This is a genomic window from Micromonospora gifhornensis, assembly GCF_016863515.1.
Lineage (GTDB): Bacteria > Actinomycetota > Actinomycetes > Mycobacteriales > Micromonosporaceae > Micromonospora > Micromonospora gifhornensis.
In genome coordinates, this window is record NZ_BOPA01000032.1 from 55,083 (window position 1) to 78,732 (window position 23,650).

Below are 23,650 nucleotides of genomic sequence, written 5' to 3' on the forward strand. Positions count from 1 at the left end.
GAGGTGTACGAGCGACGGGCGCCGGGGGCGGGCCGTTCGCGGCACCGACGACCGGGTGCCGGAGGGGAGAACTGGTGACTCCGGAGGAACTGCTCGCCGCCGACGCCGCGCACGTCTGGCATCCGTACGCGGCCCTGCCGCCGGCTGTGCCGCCGTACCTGGTGGAGGCGGCCGAGGGGGTGCGGCTGCGGCTGGCCGACGGGCGTGAGCTGGTCGACGGGATGTCGTCGTGGTGGGCGGCGATCCACGGCTACCGGCATCCCGTGCTGGACGCGGCGGTGACCGACCAGTTGGGTCGGATGAGCCACGTCATGTTCGGCGGGTTGACCCACGCCCCGGCCGTCGAGTTGGCCCGCACGCTCGTCGAGTTGGCGCCCGACGGGCTGGAGCACGTGTTCCTGGCCGACTCGGGCTCGGTCAGCGTCGAGGTCGCGATCAAGATGTGCCTGCAGTACCAGCGGGCCACCGGCCGGCCGCAGCGGCGGCGGCTGGGCACCTGGCGCGGTGGCTACCACGGGGACACGTTCCACCCGATGAGCGTCTGCGACCCCGAGGGCGGGATGCACCATCTCTGGGGCGACGTGCTGCCCCGGCAGGTCTTCGCGCCGGTGCCGCCGGGTGGCTTCGACACACCCCCCGATCCGGCGTACGAGGCGGCGCTTGTCGACGCGGTGCAGCGGCACGCCGACGAGTTGGCCGCGGTGATCGTGGAGCCGGTGGTGCAGGGCGCCGGTGGCATGCGGTTCCACCACCCCCACTACCTGAGGGTGCTGCGCGAGGTGACCCGGGCGCACGGGGTGCTGCTGATCTTCGACGAGATCGCCACCGGGTTCGGGCGTACCGGGACGATGTTCGCCGCCGAGCACGCCGGGGTCGTTCCGGACGTGATGTGTGTGGGCAAGGCCCTCACCGGCGGCTACCTGACCCTGGCCGCCGCGCTGTGCACCCCCGAGGTCGCGGCGGGCATCCGTACGGGTGGGGTGCTGGCACACGGCCCCACGTTCATGGGTAATCCGCTCGCCTGTGCGGTCGCCAACGCCTCGTTGGGGCTGCTGCGGGCGGGGGACTGGGCCGGGCAGGTGGCCAGGCTTCAGCGTCAGCTGCGGGCCGGTCTGGAGCCGTTGCGTGGCCTGCCGGGCGTGACCGATGTCCGGGTGCTCGGCGGCATCGGGGTGGTGCAACTCGACCACGAGGTGGACATGGCGGCTGCCACCGCCGCGGCGGTGGGCCAGGGGGTGTGGCTGCGACCGTTCCGGGATCTGATCTACACGATGCCGCCGTACGTCACCGACGACGCCGACCTGGCCCGGATCGCGGCGGCTGTCGGCGCGGCCGCCCGGGTCGCCTGAGTAACCGGTAGCCCGCAGGAGCCGAGTTTGAGTAGTCGGACAGGGCAGATTGAGCACTGAGAGGAAGGCACGGATGGAGAGCTTTGGGGCCCGGCTGCATCGGGCCGTTCGCGAGCGCGGACCGCTCTGCGTCGGCATCGATCCGCACCCGGCACTGCTGGCCCGGTGGGGTCTGGCCGACGACGTGGACGGGCTCCGCCGCTTCGCCGCGACGGTCGTCGACGCCCTCGGTGACCGGGTTGCGGTGGTCAAGCCGCAGTCGGCGTTCTTCGAACGATTCGGGTCCCACGGGGTGGCGGTGCTTGAGTCAACTATCCGACAGTTGCGTGAGCGCGGCGCGCTCGTTCTCCTCGACGTCAAGCGTGGCGACATCGGCTCGACGGTCCAGGCGTACGCCTCGGCGTACCTCGACCCATCCAGCCCCATGCATGTCGACGCGATCACGGCAAGCCCATTCCTGGGGGTCGGATCGTTGGCCCCCATGTTCGAACTGGCCGCCGAACACGGCGGCGGGGTCTTCGTCCTGGCGCTCACCTCCAACCCCGAGGGCGCCTCGGTCCAGCGCGCCACGACCGCCGACGGACGCACCGTCGCGCAGACCGTGATTGACGAGATTTCCCAGCTCAACGCCGGTGCGGAGCCGCTCGGAAGCATCGGTGCGGTGGTCGGGGCGACGGTCGGCGAGACCGGCTGCGACCTGTCGGCGATGAACGGTCCGTTGCTCGCGCCGGGCCTCGGCGCGCAGGGCGCCACGGCGGCGGATCTCCGCGTCGTGTTCGGCTCGAGCCTGCCCGCCGTGCTGCCGTCGTACTCCCGAGAGGTGTTGGGAGCGGGCCCAGACCCGGAGGCTCTGCGGGCCGCAGCCGACCGAACGGTCGCCGACTGCCGGGCCGCACTCAAGCTGTCATGACTGACTGACGGCTCGGTCACTTTGTGGTGATCATCGCGCGCCCACGTTGCCGAAAGCTCCGTTGACCGCTAGTTTTCCCCGCGCTGGGAACCCCTTGGTTCACAGCGACACCACGTTTCACAGATGCGGCGGTGCGTCCCGCCCGTCGCGATAGGGACCTGAGGAGAACTGGTGCCGCTCCCGTCACTGACCCCCGAGCAGCGCGCAGCCGCGCTGGAGAAGGCTGCGGAGATCCGCAAAGCCCGTGCCGAGCTGAAGGAGCAGCTCAAGCAGGGCAAGACCACCCTCGGAGCCGTTCTCGAACGGGCCGAGTCCGACGACGTCGTCGGCAAGCTCAAGGTGTCGGCCGTGCTGCAGGCGATGCCGGGCATCGGCAAGATCCGGGCCACCCAGATCATGGAGAAGCTCAAGATCGCCGACAGCCGTCGCCTGCGTGGCCTCGGCGAGCAGCAGCGCAAGGCCCTGCTTGGGGAGTTCGCCGCCAACTGAGTGTGGCTGCGTGTAGAAACAAGCAGTGAGCTTGGATGACGAGACGCGCCCGGCGGCTCGGCTCACTGTCCTGGCTGGCCCATCCGGTGCCGGTAGGGAGAGTGTCGTCGAGTTGGTCCGGGCGCGTTCTCCGTCCGTGTGGCGGCCGATTCCGGTCACCACCCGCCCCCGACGTGAGGGCGAGCTCGACGGGGTCGATCGCCATTTCCTGACCCCTGAGCAGTTCGACCGGCGGCTGGCCGCCGGTGAGCTGCTGGAGTGGAGCCGGCTCGGTGCGTACCGCCGGGGCACCGAGATCGCCCCGCTGCGCAGCCGCGTCGCCGCCGGAGTGCCGATCCTGCTGCCCCTGGACCTGGACGGGGCGCTGCTGGTGCGGGCCGCCTGGCCGCAGGCCCGCCTGGTGTTGCTTCACCCACCCGGTCGGAGTCCGGCTCCGACCGTGACGGCGGCCTTCGACCACGCCGTGTCGTACGACCGCACTGAGCAGGTCGTGGACGAACTGGTAGGATTCATCGGTTCTTCCTTCCTGGCTCCGGCCCGGCCGCGTCCGCGCGGTTGAGCGCCGGCACCGCGTTCGCGCGGTCCGTGCGAAAGACGCAGAGGTTATCCGTGGGATCCATCGCCAACCCAGAAGGCATCACCAACCCGCCGATCGACGAGCTCCTGGAGAAGACCACGTCGAAGTACGCCCTGGTCATCTTCGCGGCCAAGCGTGCGCGTCAGGTCAACGCCTACTACAGCCAGCTCGGCGAGGGTCTGCTCGAGTACGTCGGCCCGCTGGTCGAGACCACCCCTCAGGAGAAGCCGCTCTCCATCGCGATGCGTGAGATCAACGCGGGTCTGCTCACCGCTGAACCGACCGACCAGCCGTAACCGTTCCGCGTTCGATGAGCGCCCGGATCATCCTCGGGGTCGGCGGCGGGATCGCCGCGTACAAGGCGTGTGAACTGCTGCGACTGTTCACCGAGTCGGGCCACCAGGTCCGGGTCGTACCGACCGCCGCCGCGCTGCGGTTCGTCGGCGCGCCGACCTGGGCCGCGCTGTCCGGGCAACCGGTCGCCGAGGACGTCTTCTCCGACGTGCACGAGGTGCCGCACGTGCGTCTCGGCCAGCAGGCGGACCTGGTGGTGGTCGCACCCACCACCGCCGACCTGCTGGCCAAGGCCGCCCAGGGCATCGCCGACGACCTACTCACCAACACCCTGCTCACAGCCCGCTGCCCGGTGGTGCTTGCACCGGCCATGCACACCGAGATGTGGGAGCATCCCGCCACCGTCGAGAACGTGGCGACGCTGCGACGTCGGGGGGTGCGGGTCATCGAGCCCGCCGTGGGACGGCTCACCGGGGCCGACACCGGCAAGGGTCGGCTGCCCGACCCGGCGGAGATCTTCGCCGTCGCCCGCCGGACTCTGGCCCGGGGTGTCGCCGCCCCGGCCGACCTGACCGGCCGGCGCGTGGTGGTCACCGCCGGGGGCACCCGGGAGCCGCTGGATCCGGTGCGCTTCCTGGGTAACCGGTCCTCCGGCAAACAGGGCTACGCGTTCGCCCGCTCGGCGGTGGCCCGTGGCGCCCGGGTCACGTTGATCTCGGCGAACGTGTCGCTGCCTGATCCGGCCGGGGTCGACCTGGTCCGGGTGGGCACCACCGCCGAGCTGCGGGACGCCACGCTGAAGGCCGCGGTCGAGGCCGACGCGGTGGTGATGGCGGCGGCGCCGGCCGACTTCCGGCCGGCGACCTACGCACCCGGCAAAATCAAGAAGACCGACGACGGGCTGGCGCCCACCATCGAGCTGGTGACCAACCCGGACATCGCCGCCGAGCTGGGTCAGCGCCGGCGGCCGGGGCAGGTGCTGGTGGTCTTCGCCGCCGAGACCGGCGACGCCGAGGCCAACGGCCGGGCCAAGCTCGCCCGGAAACGGGCCGACCTCATCGTCATCAACGAGGTCGGGCCGGACAAGGTCTTCGGCGCCGACACGAACGCGGCCACCGTGATCGACGTGGACGGTTCGGTCACCCGGCTGGCCGAACAGTCCAAGGAGGATCTCGCCGACCAGGTGTGGGATCAGGTCGTCGTTAGGCTGGGAGCAGGCTCCTCCTTACGGGTGGACCGCTAGACGACCATCGACGTACCCGTACCTGTTGGTGACTACACTGCCGCCGAACGACATCCACTGACTTAGGAGTGCCGTGACACGCCGCCTATTTACGTCCGAATCGGTCACGGAAGGCCACCCGGACAAGATTGCCGACCAGATCAGCGACGGCATCCTCGACGCCCTCCTCAGCCAGGACCCGCACAGCCGGGTGGCGGTGGAGACCCTGATCACCACGGGTCAGGTGCATGTCGCTGGCGAGGTGACCACCAAGGCGTACGCCGACATCCCGACGATCGTGCGGGAGACCATCCTCGGCATCGGCTACGACTCGTCGAAGAAGGGCTTCGACGGCGCCTCGTGCGGTGTCAGCGTCTCCATCGGCTCCCAGTCACCGGACATCGCCCAGGGTGTCGACAACGCCTTCGAGTTGCGTACCGGTGCGTCGGAGAGCGCGCTCGACGCGCAGGGCGCCGGCGACCAGGGCATGATGTTCGGCTTCGCCTGCTCCGAGACGCCTGAGCTGATGCCGCTGCCGATCGCCCTGGCGCACCGGCTGGCGCGTCGCCTCGCCGCGGTCCGCAAGGACGGCACCGTCCCCTACCTGCGGCCCGATGGCAAGACCCAGGTCACCATCGAGTACGAAGGGCTGCGGCCGGTACGGCTCAACACCGTCGTCGTGTCCAGCCAGCACGCCGCCGACATCTCGCTGGAGTCGCTGCTCACGCCGGACGTGCGTGACCACGTCATCGCTCCGGAGCTGGAGAGCCTCGGCCTGGACACCGACGGCTACCGGCTGCTGGTCAACCCGACCGGGCGCTTCGAGATCGGTGGCCCGATGGGCGACGCCGGCCTGACCGGCCGGAAGATCATCGTGGACACCTACGGCGGTTACGCCCGCCACGGCGGTGGCGCCTTCTCCGGCAAGGACCCGTCGAAGGTCGACCGCTCGGCCGCGTACGCGATGCGGTGGGTGGCCAAGAACGTGGTCGCCGCCGGCCTGGCCGAGCGGTGCGAGGCGCAGGTCGCCTACGCCATCGGCAAGGCGCACCCGGTGAGCCTGTTCATCGAGACGTTCGGCACCGAGACCGTGCCGGTGGCCTCGATCGAGAAGGCGGTGACCGAGGTCTTCGACCTGCGTCCGGCCGCCATCATCCGGGATCTGCACCTGCTGCGCCCGATCTACGCGCAGACCGCCGCCTACGGTCACTTCGGCCGGGAACTGCCGGAGCTGACCTGGGAGAGCACCGACCGGGCCGCCGACCTCAAGTCGGCCGCGGGAGCCTGACCGGCACCAGGCGAGACGACCGGCGGCCCGAGGACGGGTCGCCGGTCGCTCGTGTCTGCGTCGACGTGCCGCTGCCCCATTTGGATCGCCCCTTCGACTACCTGGTGGCGCACGGGCTGGGCGAGGACGCGCGGCCCGGCGTACGGGTGAAGGTGCGCTTCGCCGGCCAGCAGGTCGACGGCTGGCTGCTGGAACGCCTCGACCACTCCGATCATCCCCGGCTGGCGTACCTGGAGAAGGTGGTCTCGCCGGTGCCGGTGCTCGCCCCGGAGGTGCTCCGGCTGGCCCGTGCGGTCGCCGACCGGTACGCCGGCAGCCTTGCCGACGTGTTGCGCCTGGCGATCCCACCCCGGCACGCCCGGGTGGAGAAGGAGTTCCTTCCCCGCGCCGACGCCACCGCGACGCCCACCCCGCCCGCCGACCCGGATCCCGCTTCTACTTCCGTCGGACCGCAGGTCGTCGCGTCCGAGGGACCTGTCGCACCCGTGGAGCCGGGCGGCTGGCGGGACTACCCGGCCGGGCCGGCGCTGCTGCGGGCCCTCGCGGACGGTCGCCCTGCCCGGGCCGTCTGGTCGGCGTTACCGGGCGAGGACTGGGCGGCGAGGTACGCCACCGCGGTCGCCGCGACCGTGGCCGCCGGCCGGGGCGCGCTGGTCGTGGTCCCCGACGGGCGGGACCTGGACCGGCTGGACGCCGCGTTGACCGCCACCCTCGGGCCGGACCGGCACGTCTGCCTCTCCGCCGCGCTCGGCCCGGCCCGCCGGTACCGCGCCTTCCTCACCGCCCGCCACCACGATGCGCCGGTGGTCATCGGCACCCGGGCCGCCATGTTCGCCCCGGTGGCCCGGCTGGGTCTGGTGGCGATCTGGGACGACGGCGACGACCTGCACGCCGAGCCGCGGGCACCGTACCCGCACGCCCGTGAGGTGTTGCTCACCCGTGCCCAGCTCGACGAGGCCGCGGCACTTGTCGGCGGCTACGCCCGCACCGCCGAGGCGCAACTGCTGGTGGAGACCGGGTGGGCCCGCGAGGTGGTGGCGGCCCGGGAGGTGCTGCGGGCCCGTACCCCGGCGGTGACGCCGACCGGTGACGACCCTCAGTTGGCCCGTGATCCGGCGGCGGCGACCGCCCGTCTGCCCAGCCTGGCCTGGACCGCTGCCCGGGAGGCGCTGCGGGCGGAGTCTCCGGTGCTGGTGCAGGTGCCCCGCCGCGGTTACCTGCCGTCGGTGGCCTGCGACGACTGTCGTACCCCGGCACGCTGTGCGCACTGCGCCGGGCCGTTGGCGCTGCCGTCCGCCGGTGGGACGCCGGCCTGTCGCTGGTGCGGGCGGGTGGCGGCCGCGTACGCCTGCCCGCACTGCGGTGGGCGGCGGTTGCGGGCCTCGGTCACCGGGGCCCGACGGACCGCCGAGGAACTGGGGCGGGCCTTTCCCGGTGTGCCGGTGCGGACCTCCGGCCGGGAGGAGGTGCTGGCGGACGTTCCCGGCGGCGCCGGACTGGTGATCGCCACCCCGGGTGCCGAGCCGGTCGCCGAGGGTGGCTACGGGGCGGTGCTGCTGCTGGACACGTGGGCTCTGCTCACCCGCGCCGACCTGCGTGCGGGGGAGGAGGCGCTGCGGCGGTGGGCGGCGGCCGCCGCGTTGGCCCGGCCGGCCGCCGATGGGGGCCGGGTCGTGGTGGTGGCCGACGGCGCGCTCGCCCCCGTGCAGGCGCTGCTGCGCTGGGATCCCGCCTGGTTCGCTGCCCGCGAGTTGGCCGAGCGGCGGGAACTCGGCTTCCCGCCGGCCGTGCGGATGGCCAGCCTGACCGGTGCCCCGGATGCCGTGGCCGACCTGTTGGCGCAGGCGCGCCTGCCCGAGGAGGCGCAGTTGCTCGGTCCGGTGCCGGCCGACGGTGACCGGGAGCGGATGCTCGTCCGGGTGCCCCGGGCGCGGGCGGCGGCGCTGGCCGAGGCGTTGCACGCGGCGGCCGGGGTGCGCAGCGCCCGGAAGGCGGCCGACTCGGTACGCCTGCAGGTCGACCCGCTCGCGATGTTCTGACGCCACCCGCCCATGCCCTTCGCGCCGTCCGTGCGTTCTCAGGTTTGTGTGGCGGTCGACACGGCAATTATCTGCCAAAGGTGAGGCCGTCATTGCCGTGCGTGTCGACGGCGCGCGTCGGTGGTCGTGTCTTCGGGGCCGCCGTACCGAAGGTGATAGAGTCGCCCGTCATGCCGGGGCGCACGACAGCTCCAGGTCACGGCGCGGCGGCAGGCGCGCAAGGGTAGGGGTTGTCGCAGGACGGCGCGACCGCGTCGGTCCGGCGCGATATCGATGCTTCCAAATCAGCCGGTTATCAGGGGTGGGCCAGTCGTGACCGTTCGTCAGTCGATCGTCTTCAACGGTGACCTCGGTAGCGGCAAGAGCACCGTGTCGGTGGAGATCGCCAAGCGGTTGGGGTTGCGCCGGGTCAGTGTCGGCGACCTCTACCGGCAGATGGCTCAGGAGCGTCAGATGACCGCGCTCCAGCTCAATCTGCACGCCGAGCTGGACCAGGCCGTCGACGGCTACGTCGACCAGCTCCAGAGCGACATCGCCGCCTCCGGTGAGAGCCTCGTCATGGACTCGCGGCTGGCCTGGCACTTCTTCACCGACGCGCTCAAGGTGCACATGATCACCGAGCCGGGTGAGGCGGCCCGCCGGGTGCTGCTGCGCCCCTCCGGGCCGGCGGAGAGCTACACCTCGTTGGAGGAGGCCAAGGCCAAGCTCCGGGAACGCAGCGAGAGCGAGCGGGGCCGGTTCCTGGTCCGCTACGGCGTGGACAAGGCCAGGCTGCGTAACTACGACCTGGTCTGCGACACCACCCGGGCCCCCGCCGACGAGGTGATCGAGCGCATCATCGAGGTGTACGAGGGCCGGCTCGCCCCCGAGGTGCTGCGCACCGCGCCGCCGCTGCTGCTGCTCGACCCGGCGCGGGTCTACCCGACCGAGGACGTCGCCGGTCTGCGTGGCATGTGGGACTCGACGGACGTCGGGGAGGTGGCCGAGGCCGGCGAGACGGGGTTGGAGCCGTTGGAGCTGGGCTACACCGGCGAGTACTTCTTCGTGATCAACGGGCACCGTCGGCTCAGCGCCGCCCTGCGCAACGGCTTCCGGCTGGTGCCCGGCCGGCTGGTCGCCGAGGTCGACGAGCCGGTGGTGGGCACCACGAGCGCTGTCGACTTCTTCGCCGCCCAGGCCCGCCCCAGCCTGATCCACGACTGGGAGGCGGCCCACGACATCCGTCTGCCGCTGCCCGAGCACGCCCTGCTCGCCGGGGACGCGGTGCTGGCCGGGGAGCCCGGCGGCCTCGGCTGACCGCCCGGCCTGCGTGCTGAGCATTCGGGCGGCGCGCTGATCGATCACCCGGCGCCGTGCGCGCCGGGTGGCGTGCGGCGGGCATGATGAAGCCTTCCGGCACACCGGGGAGGCCAGTCATGGACCCTGCGGAGACCTTCGCCACCCTCATGTCGCCCGAGGGACGCCTCGACCCCTATCCAGCGTACGAGCGGCTGCGTGCCCACGGGCCGGTGGTCCAGACCGGTCCGGGCCTGTACGCGGTCACCGGCTATGCCGAGGTCGACGAGCTCCTGCGGGACCCCCGGATGCGGGTGTCCGACGACACGTGGCGCGACATGATGCTGCCGCAGTGGCGCGACAGCCCGGCCCTGTCCACGATCGCCCGGTCGATGCTGGAGACCAACCCGCCGGATCACAGCCGGATGCGCCGACTCGCCGCCGGGGCCTTCACCCCACGCCGGATCGCGGCCATGCGGGACGTGGTGGCCGCCCAGGCCGACGAGTTGATCGAGGCGATGGCGTCGGCCGGCCGTGGCGGCCGGCCCGTCGACTTCATGGCCAACTTCGCCTATCCGCTGCCGGTGGCGGTGATCTGCGCGCTGCTCGGGGTGCCCGCCGTCGACCGTCCGTTGTTCCGGCGGTGGGCGGCCGATCTGACCGGCGTCCTGGAACCCGAGATCACCTGGGACGACCTGGTGGTCGCCGACGCCGGCGCCACCGAGCTGGTCGGCTACTTCACCGAGCTGGTGGCGGCGCGTCGACGCAGGCCGGCCGACGACCTGACCACTGCCCTGGTGCAGGCGCACGACGCCGGTGACCGGCTCACCGGCGACGAGCTGCTGGCCAACCTCGTGGTCCTGCTCGTCGCGGGATTCGAGACCACCACCAACCTGCTGGGCAACGGTCTGGCCGTGCTGCTGGCCCATCGCCGCGCCGCCGACGTGCTGCGACAGCACCCGGAACACGCCCCGGCGTACGTCGACGAGCTGCTCCGCTACGACTCGCCGGTCCAACTGACCAGCCGCACCAGCAGCGAGACGCTGCGCGCCGGTGGGGTGCTGCTGCCGGCCGGCAGTTGGGTGCTGCTGCTGCTCGGGGCGGCCAACCGTGATCCCCGGCGCTACCCCGAGCCGGCCCGCTTCGACCCGTGGCGGGCGCTGCTGAGCCCGTTGTCCTTCGGGGCCGGCCCGCACTACTGCCTGGGTGCCGGGTTGGCCCGGCTGGAGGGGCAGGTCGCCTTCACCCGGCTGCTGCGCCGGCTGCCCGCGCTGGCGTTGTCGGGTACGCCCCGGCGCCGGTCGCGGCTGACCCTGCGCGGGTACGAGACGCTGCCGGTCACCGTGGGTGAGCTGGCCCCGGTCGCCGATCATGGTGCGCCGGTCGGGACGGCCACGGACACTCCGTAGACTGGTACGGCACTACCGCCCGCCCGTTAAGGAGTCAACCCGCGTGACCGTCCAGCCCATCCGTCTGTTCGGCGATCCGGTGCTGCGCACGCCGGCCGATCCGGTTGTCGATTTCGACGTGGAGCTGCGCAAGCTCATCGCCGACCTGACCGACACCATGCGTGACAGCGCCGGGGCGGGTCTCGCCGCGCCGCAGCTCGGTGTGGGCCTGCGGGTGTTCACCTTCGACGTCGACGACGTGGTGGGTCACCTGGTGAACCCGGTGCTGGAGTTTCCCGACGCCGAGGAGCAGGACGGCCCGGAGGGATGCCTGTCCATCCCCGGGATGTACTTCGACACCAAGCGTCGGCAGAACGTGATCGCCAAGGGCTTCAACGGCTACGGCGACCCGTTGCAGATCGTCGGCACCGGCCTGATGGCCCGCTGCGTGCAGCACGAGACCGACCACCTCGACGGCGTGCTGTTCATCGACCGGCTGGACCCGGCCGGTCGCAAGGAGGCGATGAAGGCGATCCGTCAGGCCGAGTGGTACGACGACGCCGCCCCGCCCACGGTCAAGGTGAGTCCGCACGCCGCCGGCAGCCCCTTCGGTCTGGGGCGGTGACCGGCATGCGTGTGATCTTCGCCGGAACCCCGGCCGTCGCCGTGCCCGCCCTCGCCGCCGTGGCCGAGTCCCGGCACGAGCTGATCGCCGTGGTCACCCGCCCCGACGCGCCGGCCGGTCGCGGCCGTGGCCTGGTCCGTTCCCCGGTGGGCGCCTGGGCCGACGAGCACGGCGTCGAGGTGCTCACCCCGGCCCGTCCGCGTGAGCCGGAGTTCCTGGAGCGGCTGCGTGATCTCGCCCCGGACTGCGTGCCGGTGGTGGCCTACGGCGCGCTGGTGCCGCCGGCCGCGCTGGAGATTCCCCGACTGGGCTGGGTGAACCTGCACTTCTCGCTGCTGCCCGCCTGGCGCGGTGCCGCGCCGGTGCAGCACGCGGTGCTGCACGGCGACGAACTCACCGGCGCCAGCGTCTTCCAGCTGGAGGAGGGGCTGGACACCGGTCCGGTCTACGGCACGCTCACCGACGAGATCCGACCCGCCGACACCTCCGGTGATCTGCTGGAGCGCTTGGCGCACTCCGGTGCCGGGCTGCTGGTGGCGGTGCTGGACGCGCTGGCCGACGGCACCGCTCGCGCCGAGCCGCAGCCCGCCGACGGGGTGACCCTGGCACCGAAGCTGACCGTGGAGGACGCCCGGGTCCGCTGGTCGGATCCCGCCTTCGCGGTCGACCGTCGGATCCGTGCCTGCACCCCGGCGCCCGGGCCGTGGACGACGTTCCGAGGCGAGCGGGTGAAGCTGGGACCGGTCGTCGCGGCACCGGACGCCGACGCCCTCAAGCCCGGGGAGCTGAAGGTGGAGAAGGCGCGGGTGCTGGTCGGCACGGCCACCGTCCCGATTCGCCTCGGCGAGGTGCGGGCGGCAGGCAAGCGGGCCATGCCGGCGACCGACTGGGCGCGCGGCGTCCGGGTCAGTGCCGGGGAGGAACTGGCGTGAGGGACACTGCGCCCCGCGGGGGAACGGACCGTCGGGGCGCGCGCCCTGCGCGTCCGACGGTGGACCGCCCCCGGTACGCCGCGTACCAGGCCGTCGCCGCGGTCAACCGGGACGACGCGTACGCCAATCTGGTGCTGCCGTCGATCCTGCGTGAGGAGGGGCTGTTCGGGCGGGATGCCGCCTTCGCCACCGAGCTGACCTACGGCACGCTGCGGCACTCCGGCACGCTCGACGCGATTCTCACCTCGGCCGCCGGTCGGGACGTGCAGCGCATCGACCCGCCGGTCCGCGACGCGCTGCGCATCGGCGCGTACCAGCTGCTGCACACCCGGGTGCCCCCGCACGCGGCGGTCTCCTCGACCGTCGACCTGGTCCGGATGGTCGGTCAGGGCGCCACCGGTTTCGCCAACGCGGTGCTGCGCGAGGTCGCGGCGTGTGACCTGGACGCGTGGGTGTCGCGCCTCGCCCCGTCGATGGAGACGGACCCGATCGGTCACCTGGCTCTCGCCCACAGCCATCCACAGTGGATCGTCAGGGCGTTCTCCGAGGCGCTCGGCGGCGACCTCGGCGAGACCACCCGCCTGCTGATCGAGAACAACGAACGCCCGCCGGTGCACCTGTGCGCCCGCCCGGGTCTCGCCGACCCGGTCGAGCTCGCCGATGCCTCCGGTGGCGCGCCGGGCGCCTTCTCGCCGTACGCCGTCTATCTCGGTGGCGGTGCCCCCGGCGACCTGCCCGCGGTGGCCGACGGGCGTGCCCACGTCCAGGACGAGGGTTCCCAGCTCGTCGCCAACGCTCTGGCGGTGGCGCCGATCGACGGCCCGGACGGACGCTGGCTCGACCTGTGCGCCGGGCCGGGCGGCAAGGCGGGGCTGCTCGGCGCGCTCGCCGCGCAGCGCGACGCGCGAGTGACCGCGGTGGAGGTGGCCGAGCATCGGGCGCGTCTGGTCGAGGGTGCCACCCGTGGCCTGCCGGTGACCGTGTTGCACACCGACGGGCGGCTGGTCGGCGCCGAGCCGAAGCTGCCTGAGGGGCACTTCGACCGGGTGCTGGTCGACGCCCCGTGCACCGGTCTGGGGTCGCTGCGCCGCCGTCCGGAGTCGCGGTGGCGGCGTCAGCCCTCGGACCTGCCGGCGTTGACCCGGTTGCAGCGTGAGCTGCTCACCGCCGGGCTCCGTGCGGTCCGTCCGGGTGGCGTGGTGGCCTACGTGACCTGTTCCCCGCACACCGTGGAGACCCATGTGACGGTCACCGAGGCGGCCCGCCGGTCCGGGGCCTCGGTGGACTTCGTCGACGCCCGGCCGTTGTTGCCGGCGGGGATGCCGGGGCTGGGAGACGGGCCGACGGTGCAGCTGTGGCCGCATCGGCACGGCACCGACGCGATGTTCCTTGCCGTGCTGCGCCGCGGCTGACGCCGAGCCCGGCCGGTCGCCTCAGGTGATCGGCAGGGCTCGGCTGCCGGCGCCCTTCATCGAACGGGTGAGGACGCGCTCGCCGCTCCACAGGAAGCACTGCACGGCCCGGTTGCCGCTGTGCCACCCGGTCTCGCTGGGGTGGTAGAAGATGGTGCCGACGCGGTACTGGACGTTGTCGTCGTCCGGCACCTTGGCGAACTTCGCGACCAGGCTGCGGCAGTTGCGATGGGTCCGCTCGGCGTTGTCCAGGAAAGCCCGATAGCTGCTGTTCGGCGCCTTCCAGACGCCGACGAACTCGGCCCGGTGCCGCGCCGTGCACTTCACGGCGACCATCTCGGTGACCTCGTCGTCGCTGGTCTTGGCGTCGAAGCAGCCATGCCGCAGCGGCGACGGCCCGGCCAGGGCCCCGGACAGGCTGGCTGTGCGTTCTACCGGGATCGGGGCGTCCAGGCCACGGTCTTCGGTCACGTCGCAGCGGAACCAGCGTGCTCCGCCGGTCCATGCCGCCGGTGCGGGGAAGACGACGCTCATCCCGATCCGGCCGCTCCGCCAGTCGGCCCCCAGGGCCGTACGCACCTCACGGTCGCACTCGGCGAAGGCGGTACGCATCGGGTCGCTGTCGTATCCCGGTGGCGTCGGTGTGTCGGCCGAGGGCAGCGTACCGACGTGCAGGGTCTCGGCCCGGTGCGGCTGATCGCAGTCCACCGGGGCGTACGCGCGGACATAGCCGATCGCCTCCGGCTGGGCGTGACACGTCGGCGACTCAGGGGTGAACACGGCGGGCGCGGCCATCGGTGCCCAGTCGTCGCTGAGGTCGCCGTCGATCCCGGCCGGCTTCGTGCAGCCGGCCAGCGCCAGCGTCACCACCGTGCCCAGCGCGATTCCGGTCAGCCATCGTCGCATCCCCGTCGGCCCTCCCGCCGTCCGCGCTCGCCCCGCCCGCCGGCTCGCGCAGCGGCAGCATACGGCACGGTGATCACGTCACGGGGAGTCCCTGCGGGCCGACCCCCCGCATCGAGCCGGTGAGCTTGCGATCGTCGCTCCACAACAGACAGCGCACGCCCCGGTCGCCCTCCTCCCACTCGCGCTGCGACGGCGGATAGAAGATCGAGCCGGCGCGGTAGGGCAGGTCGGAGTTGTTCGGTACGTCCGCGTACTCGGCGATCAGCGACATGCAACGGCGGTGTGCCTGGCCGGCCGAGTTGCTGAACTCGTCCCAGGTCATGTCCCGCTCGGTGTACACCCCGACGAACTCGGCGCCGTGCGGCTCGGTGCACAGCACCGGCGCCATGTAGTTCAGGCTGTTGCCGATCAGCTTGGGGTCGAAGCAGCGGTGCACCAGCGGCGAGTCGCCGATCAGCGCCCCGCGCAGGCTGCCGGTGCGGTTGACCGGCCGGGTGTTGTCGATGCTGTCGGTCTCACTCAGGTCGCAGCGGAACCAGCGCGCGCCGCCGTTCCAGGCCGACACCGACGGCAGGGCGATGTTCAGGGTCAGCCGGGCGACGTGCCAGTCGCCGCCGAGCACCAGCCGGGCCCGCTGGTCGCACTCGACCCGCGCGGTGCGCAGCGCCGCGGAACCGGGCTCGGGTCGCGGACCGTTGGCCGCCCGTCCGGTGAACGCGCCGACGTGCACCGCCTCGGCCAGATGGTTGCGCGCGCAGTCGACCGTCTCGTAGGTGCTCGCCTGCACGATCGCGGTGACCCGCGGCAGGCAGGCGTCGGTGGCCGGGACGAACATCGTCGGCACGCGCAGCGCGGGCCAGTCGTCGGTGAGGTCGCCGTCCGTCGCGCCCTGCCGTACACAGCCACTCAGTGCAATCGCAGCCGCGCTCGCCAACGCCAGCGCTGCGAACCACCGTCGCATCGTCCGCCCTTTCCGGGAGCCGGTGCCCGGTTGTCGGCTCCCGTGCCAATCGGCCTGCACGTTACCGTCACCGTCCCGGATGGAGTGTCGCCGCGATTTCCCCGTCTGGCCAGTCGGGACCACCCGCGCACCGTGCCATCGCCTCCGGCGGGTGCCATTCTGCACCATTGGTCACCTCTGGGTCACGCGGTGTCCGTCAGATGGTGCCGTGCTGCCGGCGGTCGCTGGCCGCCTTCGTACACTGGCCGCGTGACCGTACCGCCGCTGATCGTCGCGCCGAGCATCCTCGCCGCTGATTTCGCCCGCCTCGCCGAAGAGGTCCGTGCCGTCGAGAACGCCGCGGACTGGTTGCACGTCGATGTGATGGACAACCACTTCGTGCCGAACCTGACCATCGGGTTGCCGGTCGTGCAGAGCCTGCGCGCCGCCACCGAGATCCCCTTCGACGTCCACCTGATGATCGAAGATCCGCAGCGGTGGGCGCCCGGCTACGCCGACGCCGGTGCCTACAACGTCACCTTCCACGCCGAGGCGTGTGACGATCCGGTGGCGCTGGCCAAGGATCTGCGTGCGGCCGGGGCCAAGGCGGGACTGGCGATCGACCGGGACACCCCGATCGAGCCGTACCTGGACCTGCTGCCGAACTTCGACACGCTGCTGGTGATGACGATCAAGGCCGGGTTCGGTGGTCAGCGGTTCATCCCGCAGCTGCTGGACAAGGTCCGCGCCGTCCGCCGGCACCGGGACGCCGGCCACCTGGAACTGCGCATCGAGGTCGACGGTGGGATCGCTGCCGACACCATCGAGCAGGCCGCGGCGGCCGGTGCCGACGCGTTCGTCGCGGGCACCGCGGTCTACGGCGCCGACGATCCGGCCGAGGCGGTACGCCGGCTGCGGCAGTTGGCGGAGCGCGCGGCCGACGGGCAGTGAGGTGGAGGCCGCCGGTGACCGCAGGGACGTGATCCTCGTCGTCGACGACGACGAGGACATCGCCCGTTTCGTCGAGTTCAACCTGCGGCTGCACGGTTTCGACGTCATGCTGGCCAGCGACGGTCAGGAGGCGTTGGAGCTGATCGAACGGCAGCGTCCCGATCTCGCCGTGGTGGACCTGATGATGCCTCGCATCGACGGTCTGGAGCTGACCCGGCGGCTGCGGGCCGACCCGATGACCGCGGTCCTGCCGGTGATCATGTTGACCGCCAAGGGGATGACTCAGGACAAGGTCAACGGGCTCAGCGCGGGCGCGGACGACTATCTGGTCAAGCCCTTCGACACCCTGGAACTGCTGGCCCGGGTCACCTCGACGCTGCGCCGCAACAAGGAGTTCCGTGAGGTCTCCCCGCTGACCGGGCTGCCGGGCAACAGCCGTATCCGCCGGGAGATCGCCGACCGGGTCCGCAGCGGCACCGACTACGCGGTCGGGTACATCGACATCGACCGGTTCAAGAGCGTCAACGACCGGTACGGGTTCGTCCGGGGCGACGACTTCATCGCCGCGTTGGCCCGGACCCTGCACCAGGCGGTGGTCTCGGTGGCGCCGCCGCCGGCCTTCCTCGGTCACGTCGGCGGTGACGACTTCGTGTTCGTCTGTACCCCGGATCAGGTTCTGGCGTTGACGTCCCGAGTTTCCGCAGATTTCGAGAAGGCGGCCGACGCGCTGTACGACCCCACGGACCGCGAACGGGGGTATGTGGAGCTGAAGGACCGGCGCGGAAACATGCGAAAAGCGGCTTTGGTGACGCTGTCCATCGGGGTCTGCGTTTCCGACGCCGACAAGCGTCTGACCAGCCCACTTGAGGCGATGACCATCGCTTCGGAGATGAAGAGCGTGGCCAAGAGCCAGCCCGGTTCGTACGTGGCGGTGGATCGTCGGCGCGGCGTCTCCGATCCGAATCAGCGTCATGTGAAGTAGCTCGCCGCTCTGGCCAAACCACCCACTCGCCGTGTAAGACTTTCCCTCAGTACCCACCACGCGCTGGCGGGACTCGGTGTAATTCCGAACCGGCGGTGATCCACGGTCCGACCGTGGTAAGCCCGCGACCCGGGAGCGGTTCGTCCGCCCGGTGGACCTGGTGAGAATCCGGGGCCGACGGTTGGGTGCGGCTCGTCCGCGCCCAGACAGTCCGGATGGGAGACAGCGCGCGGATCGGAAGGGGTCGGTGCTCGCCGTGTCGTGGCGTGCGCACCCTCCCTGCCGGGGCGGCTGTGCCGTTCCCGGATTCCGCCCGCATGCCTGCCCTGTCGCCTCCCCGCCCGCGCCCTGGACAGCGAGAGGGCAGGGGTCAGGCGATGGCGAGCGTCTCCGTGGACGAGGCGATGCGTCGCGCGATCGAACTCGCGGCGCGCGGGCTCGGCACGACCAGTCCCAATCCGGTGGTCGGCTGTGTGCTGCTCGACGCCGACGGCGAGGTGGTCGGCGAGGGCTTCCACGCGTACGCCGGTGGGCCGCACGCCGAGATCGTCGCGCTGGCCCAGGCCGGGCACCGGGCGAAGGGCGGCACCGCGGTGGTCACCCTGGAGCCCTGCGACCACACCGGTCGCACCGGCCCGTGCAGCAACGCGCTGGTGCAGGCGCAGGTGGCGCGCGTGGTGATCGCGGTGCCGGACCCCACCCCGGTCGCCGCCGGGGGTGCGGCGACGCTGCGGGCCGCCGGCATCCGGGTCGACCTGGGGGTACGCGCCACCGAAGCGGAGAACGGCAACGTCGCCTGGCTGACCGCGATGCGCCGGGGCTGGCCGTACGTGATCTGGAAGTACGCGGCGACGCTCGACGGTCGCTCCGCGGCGGCCGACGGCACCAGCATGTGGATCACGTCCGAGGCGGCCCGGATGGACGTGCACGCGCTCCGCGCGACAGTCGACGCGGTGATCGTCGGGGTGGGCACGGTCCTCGCCGACGATCCGCGACTGACCGTGCGCAACCTGCGTGACGGCAGCCTGGCCATCCGGCAACCGTTGCGCGTGGTGGTCGACTCCGCCGGGCGTACCCCGCTCGACGCCCAGGTCCGCGACGCCGCCGCCCGTACCTGGATCGCCACCGCGGCCGAGGTGGGCGCCGGCCCGGACGGCGGGGTGGACCTGCACGCGCTGCTGGCCGGCCTGCACACCAAGGGGGTGCGGGCCGTGCTGCTGGAGGGCGGGCCGACGCTGGCCGGGGCGTTCCTCGCCGCCGGCCTGGTCGACCGGGTCGTCGGCTATCTCGCCCCCCGGCTGCTCGGCGCGGGCCCGGCGGCTCTGGTCGACGCCGGTGTGACCACCATCGCCGAGGCCATCGACTTGGAGATCACCGACGTTACGCAGATCGGTCCCGATCTACGTATCACCGCGTTGCCCCGCAAGAGGGAGGGCTAGGCATGTTCACCGGCATCGTCGAGGAGTTGGGTGAGGTCGTCGGGGTGACCCCGACGGCGCAGGACTCCGTCCTGGTCGCGGTCCGTGGCCCCCTGGTCACCTCCGACGCCCGGCACGGCGACTCGATCGCGGTCAACGGCGTCTGCCTGACCGTCGTCGACGTCAACGGCGGGGTGTTCACCGCCGACGTGATGGGCGAGACGCTGCGCCGCTCGGCGCTGGGCGCGCTGCGTGCCGGGGACCCGGTCAACCTGGAGCGTGCCGCCGCGCTGGGCAGCCGCCTCGGCGGTCACCTCGTGCAGGGGCACGTCGACGGCGTCGGTGAGGTGCTCGCGCGGGAACCCGCACCGCGCTGGGAGACCGTCCGGTTCCGGCTGCCCGTGGCGCTGTCGCGGTACGTGGTGGAGAAGGGCTCGATCACCATCGACGGGGTGTCGCTGACCGTGGCCGAGGTCGGCGACGACTGGTTCAGCGTCGGCTTGATCCCGACCACCCTGGCACTGACCACCCTCGGCACCCGAGCCGTCGGCGACCCGGTCAACCTGGAGATGGACGTGCTGGCCAAGTACGTCGAGCGGCTGCTCGGCGCCCGCCCGACCGACGCGCCCGTGCCCGGCCCGGTGGCGTCGTGACCGGCGCGTTCGACCGGTCGCTCACCGCCGAGGGCAGCCGGTGGCGCACCACGCGGGCCACCACCGCGGCGTCCGTCCCGATTCCATCCACCTACGCGGAGGCCGTCGCATGACCGAGCACAGCGAGCCGGGACCCTTCACCGACATCGAACAGGCCCTCGCCGACATCGCCGCCGGCCGGCCGGTCGTCGTGGTCGACGACCCCGACCGGGAGAACGAGGGCGATCTGATCTTCGCCGCCGAACTGGCCACCCCGGAACTGCTGGCGTTCACCGTGCGGCACACCTCGGGCTTCATCTGCGTACCGCTGACCGAGGACGAGTGCGACCGGCTGGACCTGCCGCCCATGCACCACACCAACCAGGACCGCCGGCAGACGGCGTACACGGTGACGGTGGATGCACGCGAGGGGGTGAGCACCGGCATCTCGGCGGCCGACCGGGCGTACACCATCCGGCTGCTCGCCGACCCGTCGACCGGGCCCGCCGACCTGGCCCGGCCCGGGCACGTGGTGCCGTTGCGGGCCCGCCCGGGCGGGGTGCTGCGGCGGGCCGGGCACACCGAGGCGGCCGTCGACCTGGCCCGGCTGGCCGGTCTGCGACCCGCCGGGGTGCTCTGCGAGCTGGTCAACGACGACGGCAGCATGATGCGCCTGCCGGACCTGGAGAAGTTCTGCGCCGAGCATTCGCTGTCCCTGATCACCATCGCCGACCTGATCGCCTACCGGCGTCGGATCGAGAAGCAGGTCGAACTGGTCGCCGACGCCCGGATGCCCACCGAGCACGGGGTGTTCCGGGCGCTGGGCTACCGCAGCGAGACTGACTCGGCCGAGCACGTGGCCCTGGTGATGGGGGACATCGGTGACGGTCGGGACGTGCTGGTCCGGGTGCACTCCGAGTGCCTGACCGGAGACGCCTTCGCCTCGGTGCGCTGCGACTGCGGTCCCCAGCTCAACGCCGCCCTGGACCGGGTGGCGAAGGAAGGGCGGGGCGTGGTGCTCTACGTCCGCGGTCACGAGGGGCGGGGCATCGGGCTGCTGCACAAGCTGCAGGCGTACCAGTTGCAGGACCAGGGCCGCGACACGGTCGACGCGAACCTCGACCTCGGTCTGCCCGCCGACGCGCGGGACTACGGCACCGGCGCGCAGATCCTCTACGACATCGGGGTGCGCTCGATGCGGCTGCTCACCAACAACCCCGCCAAGCGGGCCGGGTTGGAGGGCTACGGGCTCACCGTCACCGGCCGGGAGAGTCTGCCGGTGCGCACCCACCCGGAGAACGTGCGCTACCTGCGGACCAAACGGGACCGGATGGGGCACCTGCTCGACGTGGACGAGACCGCCGAGGCCCCGATGGGTCGTCCGGTGGCTGGCAACGAGATCGGAGCGTAGGACAGATGGCGGGTTTCGGTGAGCCGGGGACGACCCCGGTCGACGCGTCGGGAATGACCGTGGGCGTGGTCGCCGCACGCTGGCACGGCGAGCTGACCGACCACATGCTCGACCGGGCGGTGGCCGCCGCGCAGGCGTGCGGAGCGCAGGCCGTGGTGGCCCGGGTGGCCGGCTCGGTGGAACTGCCGGTGGTGGCCCAGGCCCTGGCCCGCCGCTGCGACGTGGTGGTCGCCCTCGGCGTGGTGGTACGCGGCGCCACCGCCCACTTCGACTACGTCTGCCGGTCGGTCACCGACGGACTGACCCGCATCGCGCTCGACGAGGGCAAGCCGGTGGCGCACGGGGTGCTCACCGTCGACACCCTCGACCAGGCCCGCGATCGGGCCGGGCTGCCCGGCTCCGCGGAGGACAAGGGCTGGTCCGCCACCGTCGCCGCGCTGGACGCCGCCCTGGCCATCCGTGGCGTCAGCACCGGCGGCAACAAGCGGGTCGGCTTCGGCGGCTGAGGGCGTACGCCCTCCCGGCGTAACCGCCGCCGACCACCGGAGGCGGTTACGCCGCGACGGTCTGCGGATCACCGGCGGCGTCGTGGGCGGCCATGGCCTCCTGCCGGTCGGCTTCCTCGCGCAGGATGGCGCAGTGCAGCCACGTCTGCGGGATGCCGAACCCGTCCACCAGCGTGCGCATCTGCGGGCGTAGCTCCTTGAGCAGGTTGTTCACCACGGCGGTGATCACCTTGGCGCGGGCCGGGGTGAGCCGGCCGTGCTCCAGGAACCAGCCCTTGTGGGCCTCGATGACGCTGAGCGCGTACAGGTCGCAGACCCGGGACAGCAGCGCCTTGACCGCCGGATCCGAGGTGGCCTCGATGCCGGCGACGAACGCCTCCAGGGTGACCCGGTCGACGTGCGCGGCGGCGACGGCCAGCACGTGGTCCTGCACGTCGTTGAAGATGTCGAAGGGCCGGTCCTTCTTGGTGCTGGCGCCGTTGCGCAGCCGCCGGACCGCACCGTCGAGCAGGTGTCGTTCACGGTCCTCGAAGGCCTTGAGCTGCCAGCCGCGGTCGGTGACCGCCACCTCCTCGTCGCGGCCGGGCACCGCGCTGACGAGCCGTTCGATGAGCGCCCGCGCGGCGGTGCGCTCCAACACCATCTCGCGGACCTGTTCGGCGACGAAGGAGGCCCGACCCCAGCCGTCCAGCGAACCGAACTCGTCCCGGTAACCGGTGAGCAGCCCCTTGGCCACCAGCTGCAACAGCACCGTGTTGTCGCCCTCGAAGGTGGTGAAGACGTCGGTGTCGGCCTTCAGGCCGGGCAGCCGGTTCTCGGCCAGGTAGCCGGCCCCGCCGCACGCCTCGCGGCACATCTGGATGGTGCGGGTGGCGTGCCAGGTCTGCGCGGCCTTCAGGCCGGCGGCCCGCGACTCCAGCTCCCGCTGCCGATGCTCGTCGACCGGGCCGTCGCCGCCCTGCACCTCGTCGATCGCGGCGACCAGCTCGGCCTGGGCGAAGTGCAGGGCGTACGTGGTGGCCAGCGCGGGCAGCAGCTTGCGCTGGTGGGCCAGGTAGTCGTTGAGCAGCACCTCGCGCTCGGCATCGGGGCTGCTGAACTGGCGGCGGATGTCGCCGTAGCGCACCGCGACGGTCAGCGCCACCTTGGTGGCCGCCGCCGCGGCGCCACCCACGCTCGCCCGGCCCCGGACCAGGGTGCCGAGCATGGTGAAGAAGCGTCGGGAGTCGTTGTCGATCGGGCTGGAGTAGGTGCCGTCGGCGGCCACCTGGCCGTACCGGTCCAGCAGCATGTCCCGGGGCACGGCGACGTGGTCGAAGCTGAGCCGCCCGTTGTCCACACCGAGCAGACCGGCCTTGGGTCCCGCGTCGCCGATTGTCACCCCGGGCATCGGGTTGCCGTGCGCGTCGCGGATCGGGACCAGCCAGGCGTGCACGCCGTGCCGCTGCCCGTTGGTGATCAGCTGGGCGAAAACGACAGCCATCCGGCCGTCGCGGGCCGCGTTGCCGATGTAGTCCTTGCGGGCCGCCTGATGCGGGGTGTGCAGGTCGAAGGTCTGCGTGGCCGGGTCGTACGTGCAGGTGGTGCGCAACTGCTGCACGTCCGAGCCGTGACCGGTCTCGGTCATCGCGAAGCAGCCGAGAATGTCACCGGCGACGATGTCGCGCAGGTAGGCGTCGTGGTGCCGTCGGGTGCCCAGCGACAGCACGGCACCGCCGAACAGGCCCCACTGCACGCCCGCCTTGACCATCAGGGACAGGTCGACCTGGGCCAGCATCTCGGTGGCCACGATCGAGGCGCCGATGTCGGACCGGCCGCCGTACTCGGCGGGGAAGGCCGCGGGCATGCCCATCGTGACCGGCAGCCGGTGCAGCAGCCCGGTGATCCGCTCCCGTGCCTGGTCGCCGCTTTCGCCGTACACCGGCAGGAAGCTGTCGTCGAGTTCCGTGCGGTGGGCCTCGCGGACCTCCACCCACGGCCCGTCCAGCACCTCCCGCAGGCGGGCGACGTCGACGTCGACGGGTACGGACGGCTGACTGGACATGGCTGCTACCTCTGGCGACATCGTCATGGGTGCGTTTTGTACCCAATCGAGCTTACCGAC

The 23,650-nt window shown here is 72.2% G+C and carries 22 protein-coding genes and 1 riboswitch; of the genes, 19 read left to right on the forward strand and 3 right to left on the reverse strand.

Translation table 11 applies throughout. The features are described from left to right. Positions 1-74 precede the first annotated feature (74 nt). The 13 genes from Vgi01_RS21915 (at position 75) to Vgi01_RS21975 (ending at position 13,800) form a co-directional block, all read left to right on the forward strand. Positions 75-1,349 carry an adenosylmethionine--8-amino-7-oxononanoate transaminase gene (locus Vgi01_RS21915; protein ID WP_204292208.1) on the forward strand — a complete coding sequence of 425 codons (1,275 nt, stop codon included), beginning with the start codon at positions 75-77 and terminating at the stop codon, positions 1,347-1,349. Between the two features lie 73 nt (positions 1,350-1,422). Further along, positions 1,423-2,259, forward strand: coding sequence for an orotidine-5'-phosphate decarboxylase (pyrF, locus tag Vgi01_RS21920; protein ID WP_102658455.1), 837 nt, complete (start codon positions 1,423-1,425; stop codon positions 2,257-2,259). A 171-nt stretch (positions 2,260-2,430) separates the two neighbouring features. Beyond that, positions 2,431-2,748 carry an integration host factor, actinobacterial type gene (mihF, locus tag Vgi01_RS21925; protein ID WP_007458370.1) on the forward strand — a complete coding sequence of 106 codons (318 nt, stop codon included), beginning with the start codon at positions 2,431-2,433 and terminating at the stop codon, positions 2,746-2,748. Positions 2,749-2,773: 25 nt separating this feature from the next. Further along, a complete protein-coding gene (locus Vgi01_RS21930; protein ID WP_102658454.1) occupies positions 2,774-3,307 on the forward strand; it encodes a nucleoside/nucleotide kinase family protein in 534 nt (177 codons plus the stop codon). A 50-nt stretch (positions 3,308-3,357) separates the two neighbouring features. After that, complete coding sequence (gene rpoZ, locus Vgi01_RS21935) at positions 3,358-3,621, forward strand: DNA-directed RNA polymerase subunit omega (RefSeq protein ID WP_007075826.1); 264 nt, start codon at positions 3,358-3,360, stop codon at positions 3,619-3,621. A 14-nt stretch (positions 3,622-3,635) separates the two neighbouring features. Continuing rightward, positions 3,636-4,862 carry a bifunctional phosphopantothenoylcysteine decarboxylase/phosphopantothenate--cysteine ligase CoaBC gene (gene coaBC / locus Vgi01_RS21940; protein ID WP_204292209.1) on the forward strand — a complete coding sequence of 409 codons (1,227 nt, stop codon included), beginning with the start codon at positions 3,636-3,638 and terminating at the stop codon, positions 4,860-4,862. Between the two features lie 73 nt (positions 4,863-4,935). After that, a complete protein-coding gene (gene metK / locus Vgi01_RS21945; RefSeq protein ID WP_013732785.1) occupies positions 4,936-6,129 on the forward strand; it encodes a methionine adenosyltransferase in 1,194 nt (397 codons plus the stop codon). 65 nt (positions 6,130-6,194) lie between these two features. Beyond that, entirely contained in the window at positions 6,195-8,168 is a 1,974-nt protein-coding gene (locus Vgi01_RS21950) for a primosomal protein N' (RefSeq protein WP_204292210.1), read from the forward strand. A gap of 312 nt (positions 8,169-8,480) precedes the next feature. Next, a complete protein-coding gene (locus tag Vgi01_RS21955; RefSeq protein WP_204292211.1) occupies positions 8,481-9,464 on the forward strand; it encodes an AAA family ATPase in 984 nt (327 codons plus the stop codon). Positions 9,465-9,583: 119 nt separating this feature from the next. Then, positions 9,584-10,852 (forward strand): cytochrome P450, encoded by a 1,269-nt coding sequence (locus Vgi01_RS21960; RefSeq protein ID WP_204292212.1) that lies wholly within the window; start codon positions 9,584-9,586, stop codon positions 10,850-10,852. Positions 10,853-10,895: 43 nt separating this feature from the next. Further along, entirely contained in the window at positions 10,896-11,456 is a 561-nt protein-coding gene (gene def / locus Vgi01_RS21965; protein WP_102658449.1) for a peptide deformylase, read from the forward strand. A 5-nt stretch (positions 11,457-11,461) separates the two neighbouring features. After that, positions 11,462-12,388 carry a methionyl-tRNA formyltransferase gene (gene fmt / locus Vgi01_RS21970; protein WP_204292213.1) on the forward strand — a complete coding sequence of 309 codons (927 nt, stop codon included), beginning with the start codon at positions 11,462-11,464 and terminating at the stop codon, positions 12,386-12,388. Beyond that, complete coding sequence (locus Vgi01_RS21975) at positions 12,343-13,800, forward strand: RsmB/NOP family class I SAM-dependent RNA methyltransferase (RefSeq protein ID WP_239089103.1); 1,458 nt, start codon at positions 12,343-12,345, stop codon at positions 13,798-13,800. The genes fmt and Vgi01_RS21975 overlap by 46 nt, the downstream gene beginning before the upstream one ends. 21 nt (positions 13,801-13,821) lie before the next feature. On the opposite strand, the gene Vgi01_RS21980 is transcribed toward Vgi01_RS21975, so the two are convergent. Both Vgi01_RS21980 and Vgi01_RS21985 read right to left on the reverse strand, forming a co-directional pair. Beyond that, positions 13,822-14,706 carry a septum formation family protein gene (locus Vgi01_RS21980; protein WP_204292215.1) on the reverse strand — a complete coding sequence of 295 codons (885 nt, stop codon included), beginning with the start codon at positions 14,704-14,706 and terminating at the stop codon, positions 13,822-13,824. A gap of 73 nt (positions 14,707-14,779) precedes the next feature. Next, positions 14,780-15,667, reverse strand: coding sequence for a septum formation family protein (locus tag Vgi01_RS21985; protein ID WP_102658446.1), 888 nt, complete (start codon positions 15,665-15,667; stop codon positions 14,780-14,782). Between the two features lie 249 nt (positions 15,668-15,916). Here Vgi01_RS21985 and rpe point away from each other — a divergent pair, with 249 nt between their 5' ends. The 6 genes from rpe to ribH all read left to right on the forward strand — a co-directional run bounded on the left by rpe (position 15,917) and on the right by ribH (position 21,546). Continuing rightward, the gene (gene rpe / locus Vgi01_RS21990; RefSeq protein ID WP_102658445.1) at positions 15,917-16,597 is read left to right on the forward strand and encodes a ribulose-phosphate 3-epimerase; all 681 of its coding nucleotides are present in this window, start codon (positions 15,917-15,919) and stop codon (positions 16,595-16,597) included. Position 16,598: 1 nt separating this feature from the next. Next, the gene (locus tag Vgi01_RS21995; protein ID WP_013732795.1) at positions 16,599-17,579 is read left to right on the forward strand and encodes a GGDEF domain-containing response regulator; all 981 of its coding nucleotides are present in this window, start codon (positions 16,599-16,601) and stop codon (positions 17,577-17,579) included. 58 nt (positions 17,580-17,637) lie between these two features. Then, positions 17,638-17,810, forward strand: a riboswitch (FMN riboswitch). 146 nt (positions 17,811-17,956) lie between these two features. After that, a complete protein-coding gene (gene ribD, locus Vgi01_RS22000) occupies positions 17,957-19,018 on the forward strand; it encodes a bifunctional diaminohydroxyphosphoribosylaminopyrimidine deaminase/5-amino-6-(5-phosphoribosylamino)uracil reductase RibD (RefSeq protein ID WP_102658444.1) in 1,062 nt (353 codons plus the stop codon). Positions 19,019-19,020: 2 nt separating this feature from the next. Further along, positions 19,021-19,650, forward strand: a complete 630-nt coding sequence (locus tag Vgi01_RS22005) for a riboflavin synthase (RefSeq protein ID WP_204292216.1) — start codon at positions 19,021-19,023, stop codon at positions 19,648-19,650. A 109-nt stretch (positions 19,651-19,759) separates the two neighbouring features. Further along, the gene (locus Vgi01_RS22010; RefSeq protein WP_204292217.1) at positions 19,760-21,040 is read left to right on the forward strand and encodes a bifunctional 3,4-dihydroxy-2-butanone-4-phosphate synthase/GTP cyclohydrolase II; all 1,281 of its coding nucleotides are present in this window, start codon (positions 19,760-19,762) and stop codon (positions 21,038-21,040) included. Between the two features lie 5 nt (positions 21,041-21,045). Next, complete coding sequence (gene ribH / locus Vgi01_RS22015; RefSeq protein WP_204292218.1) at positions 21,046-21,546, forward strand: 6,7-dimethyl-8-ribityllumazine synthase; 501 nt, start codon at positions 21,046-21,048, stop codon at positions 21,544-21,546. A gap of 46 nt (positions 21,547-21,592) precedes the next feature. Here the strand turns inward: ribH and Vgi01_RS22020 are convergent, their stop codons facing one another. After that, positions 21,593-23,590 carry an acyl-CoA dehydrogenase family protein gene (locus Vgi01_RS22020; RefSeq protein WP_204292219.1) on the reverse strand — a complete coding sequence of 666 codons (1,998 nt, stop codon included), beginning with the start codon at positions 23,588-23,590 and terminating at the stop codon, positions 21,593-21,595. Between the last annotated feature and the right edge of the window lie 60 nt (positions 23,591-23,650).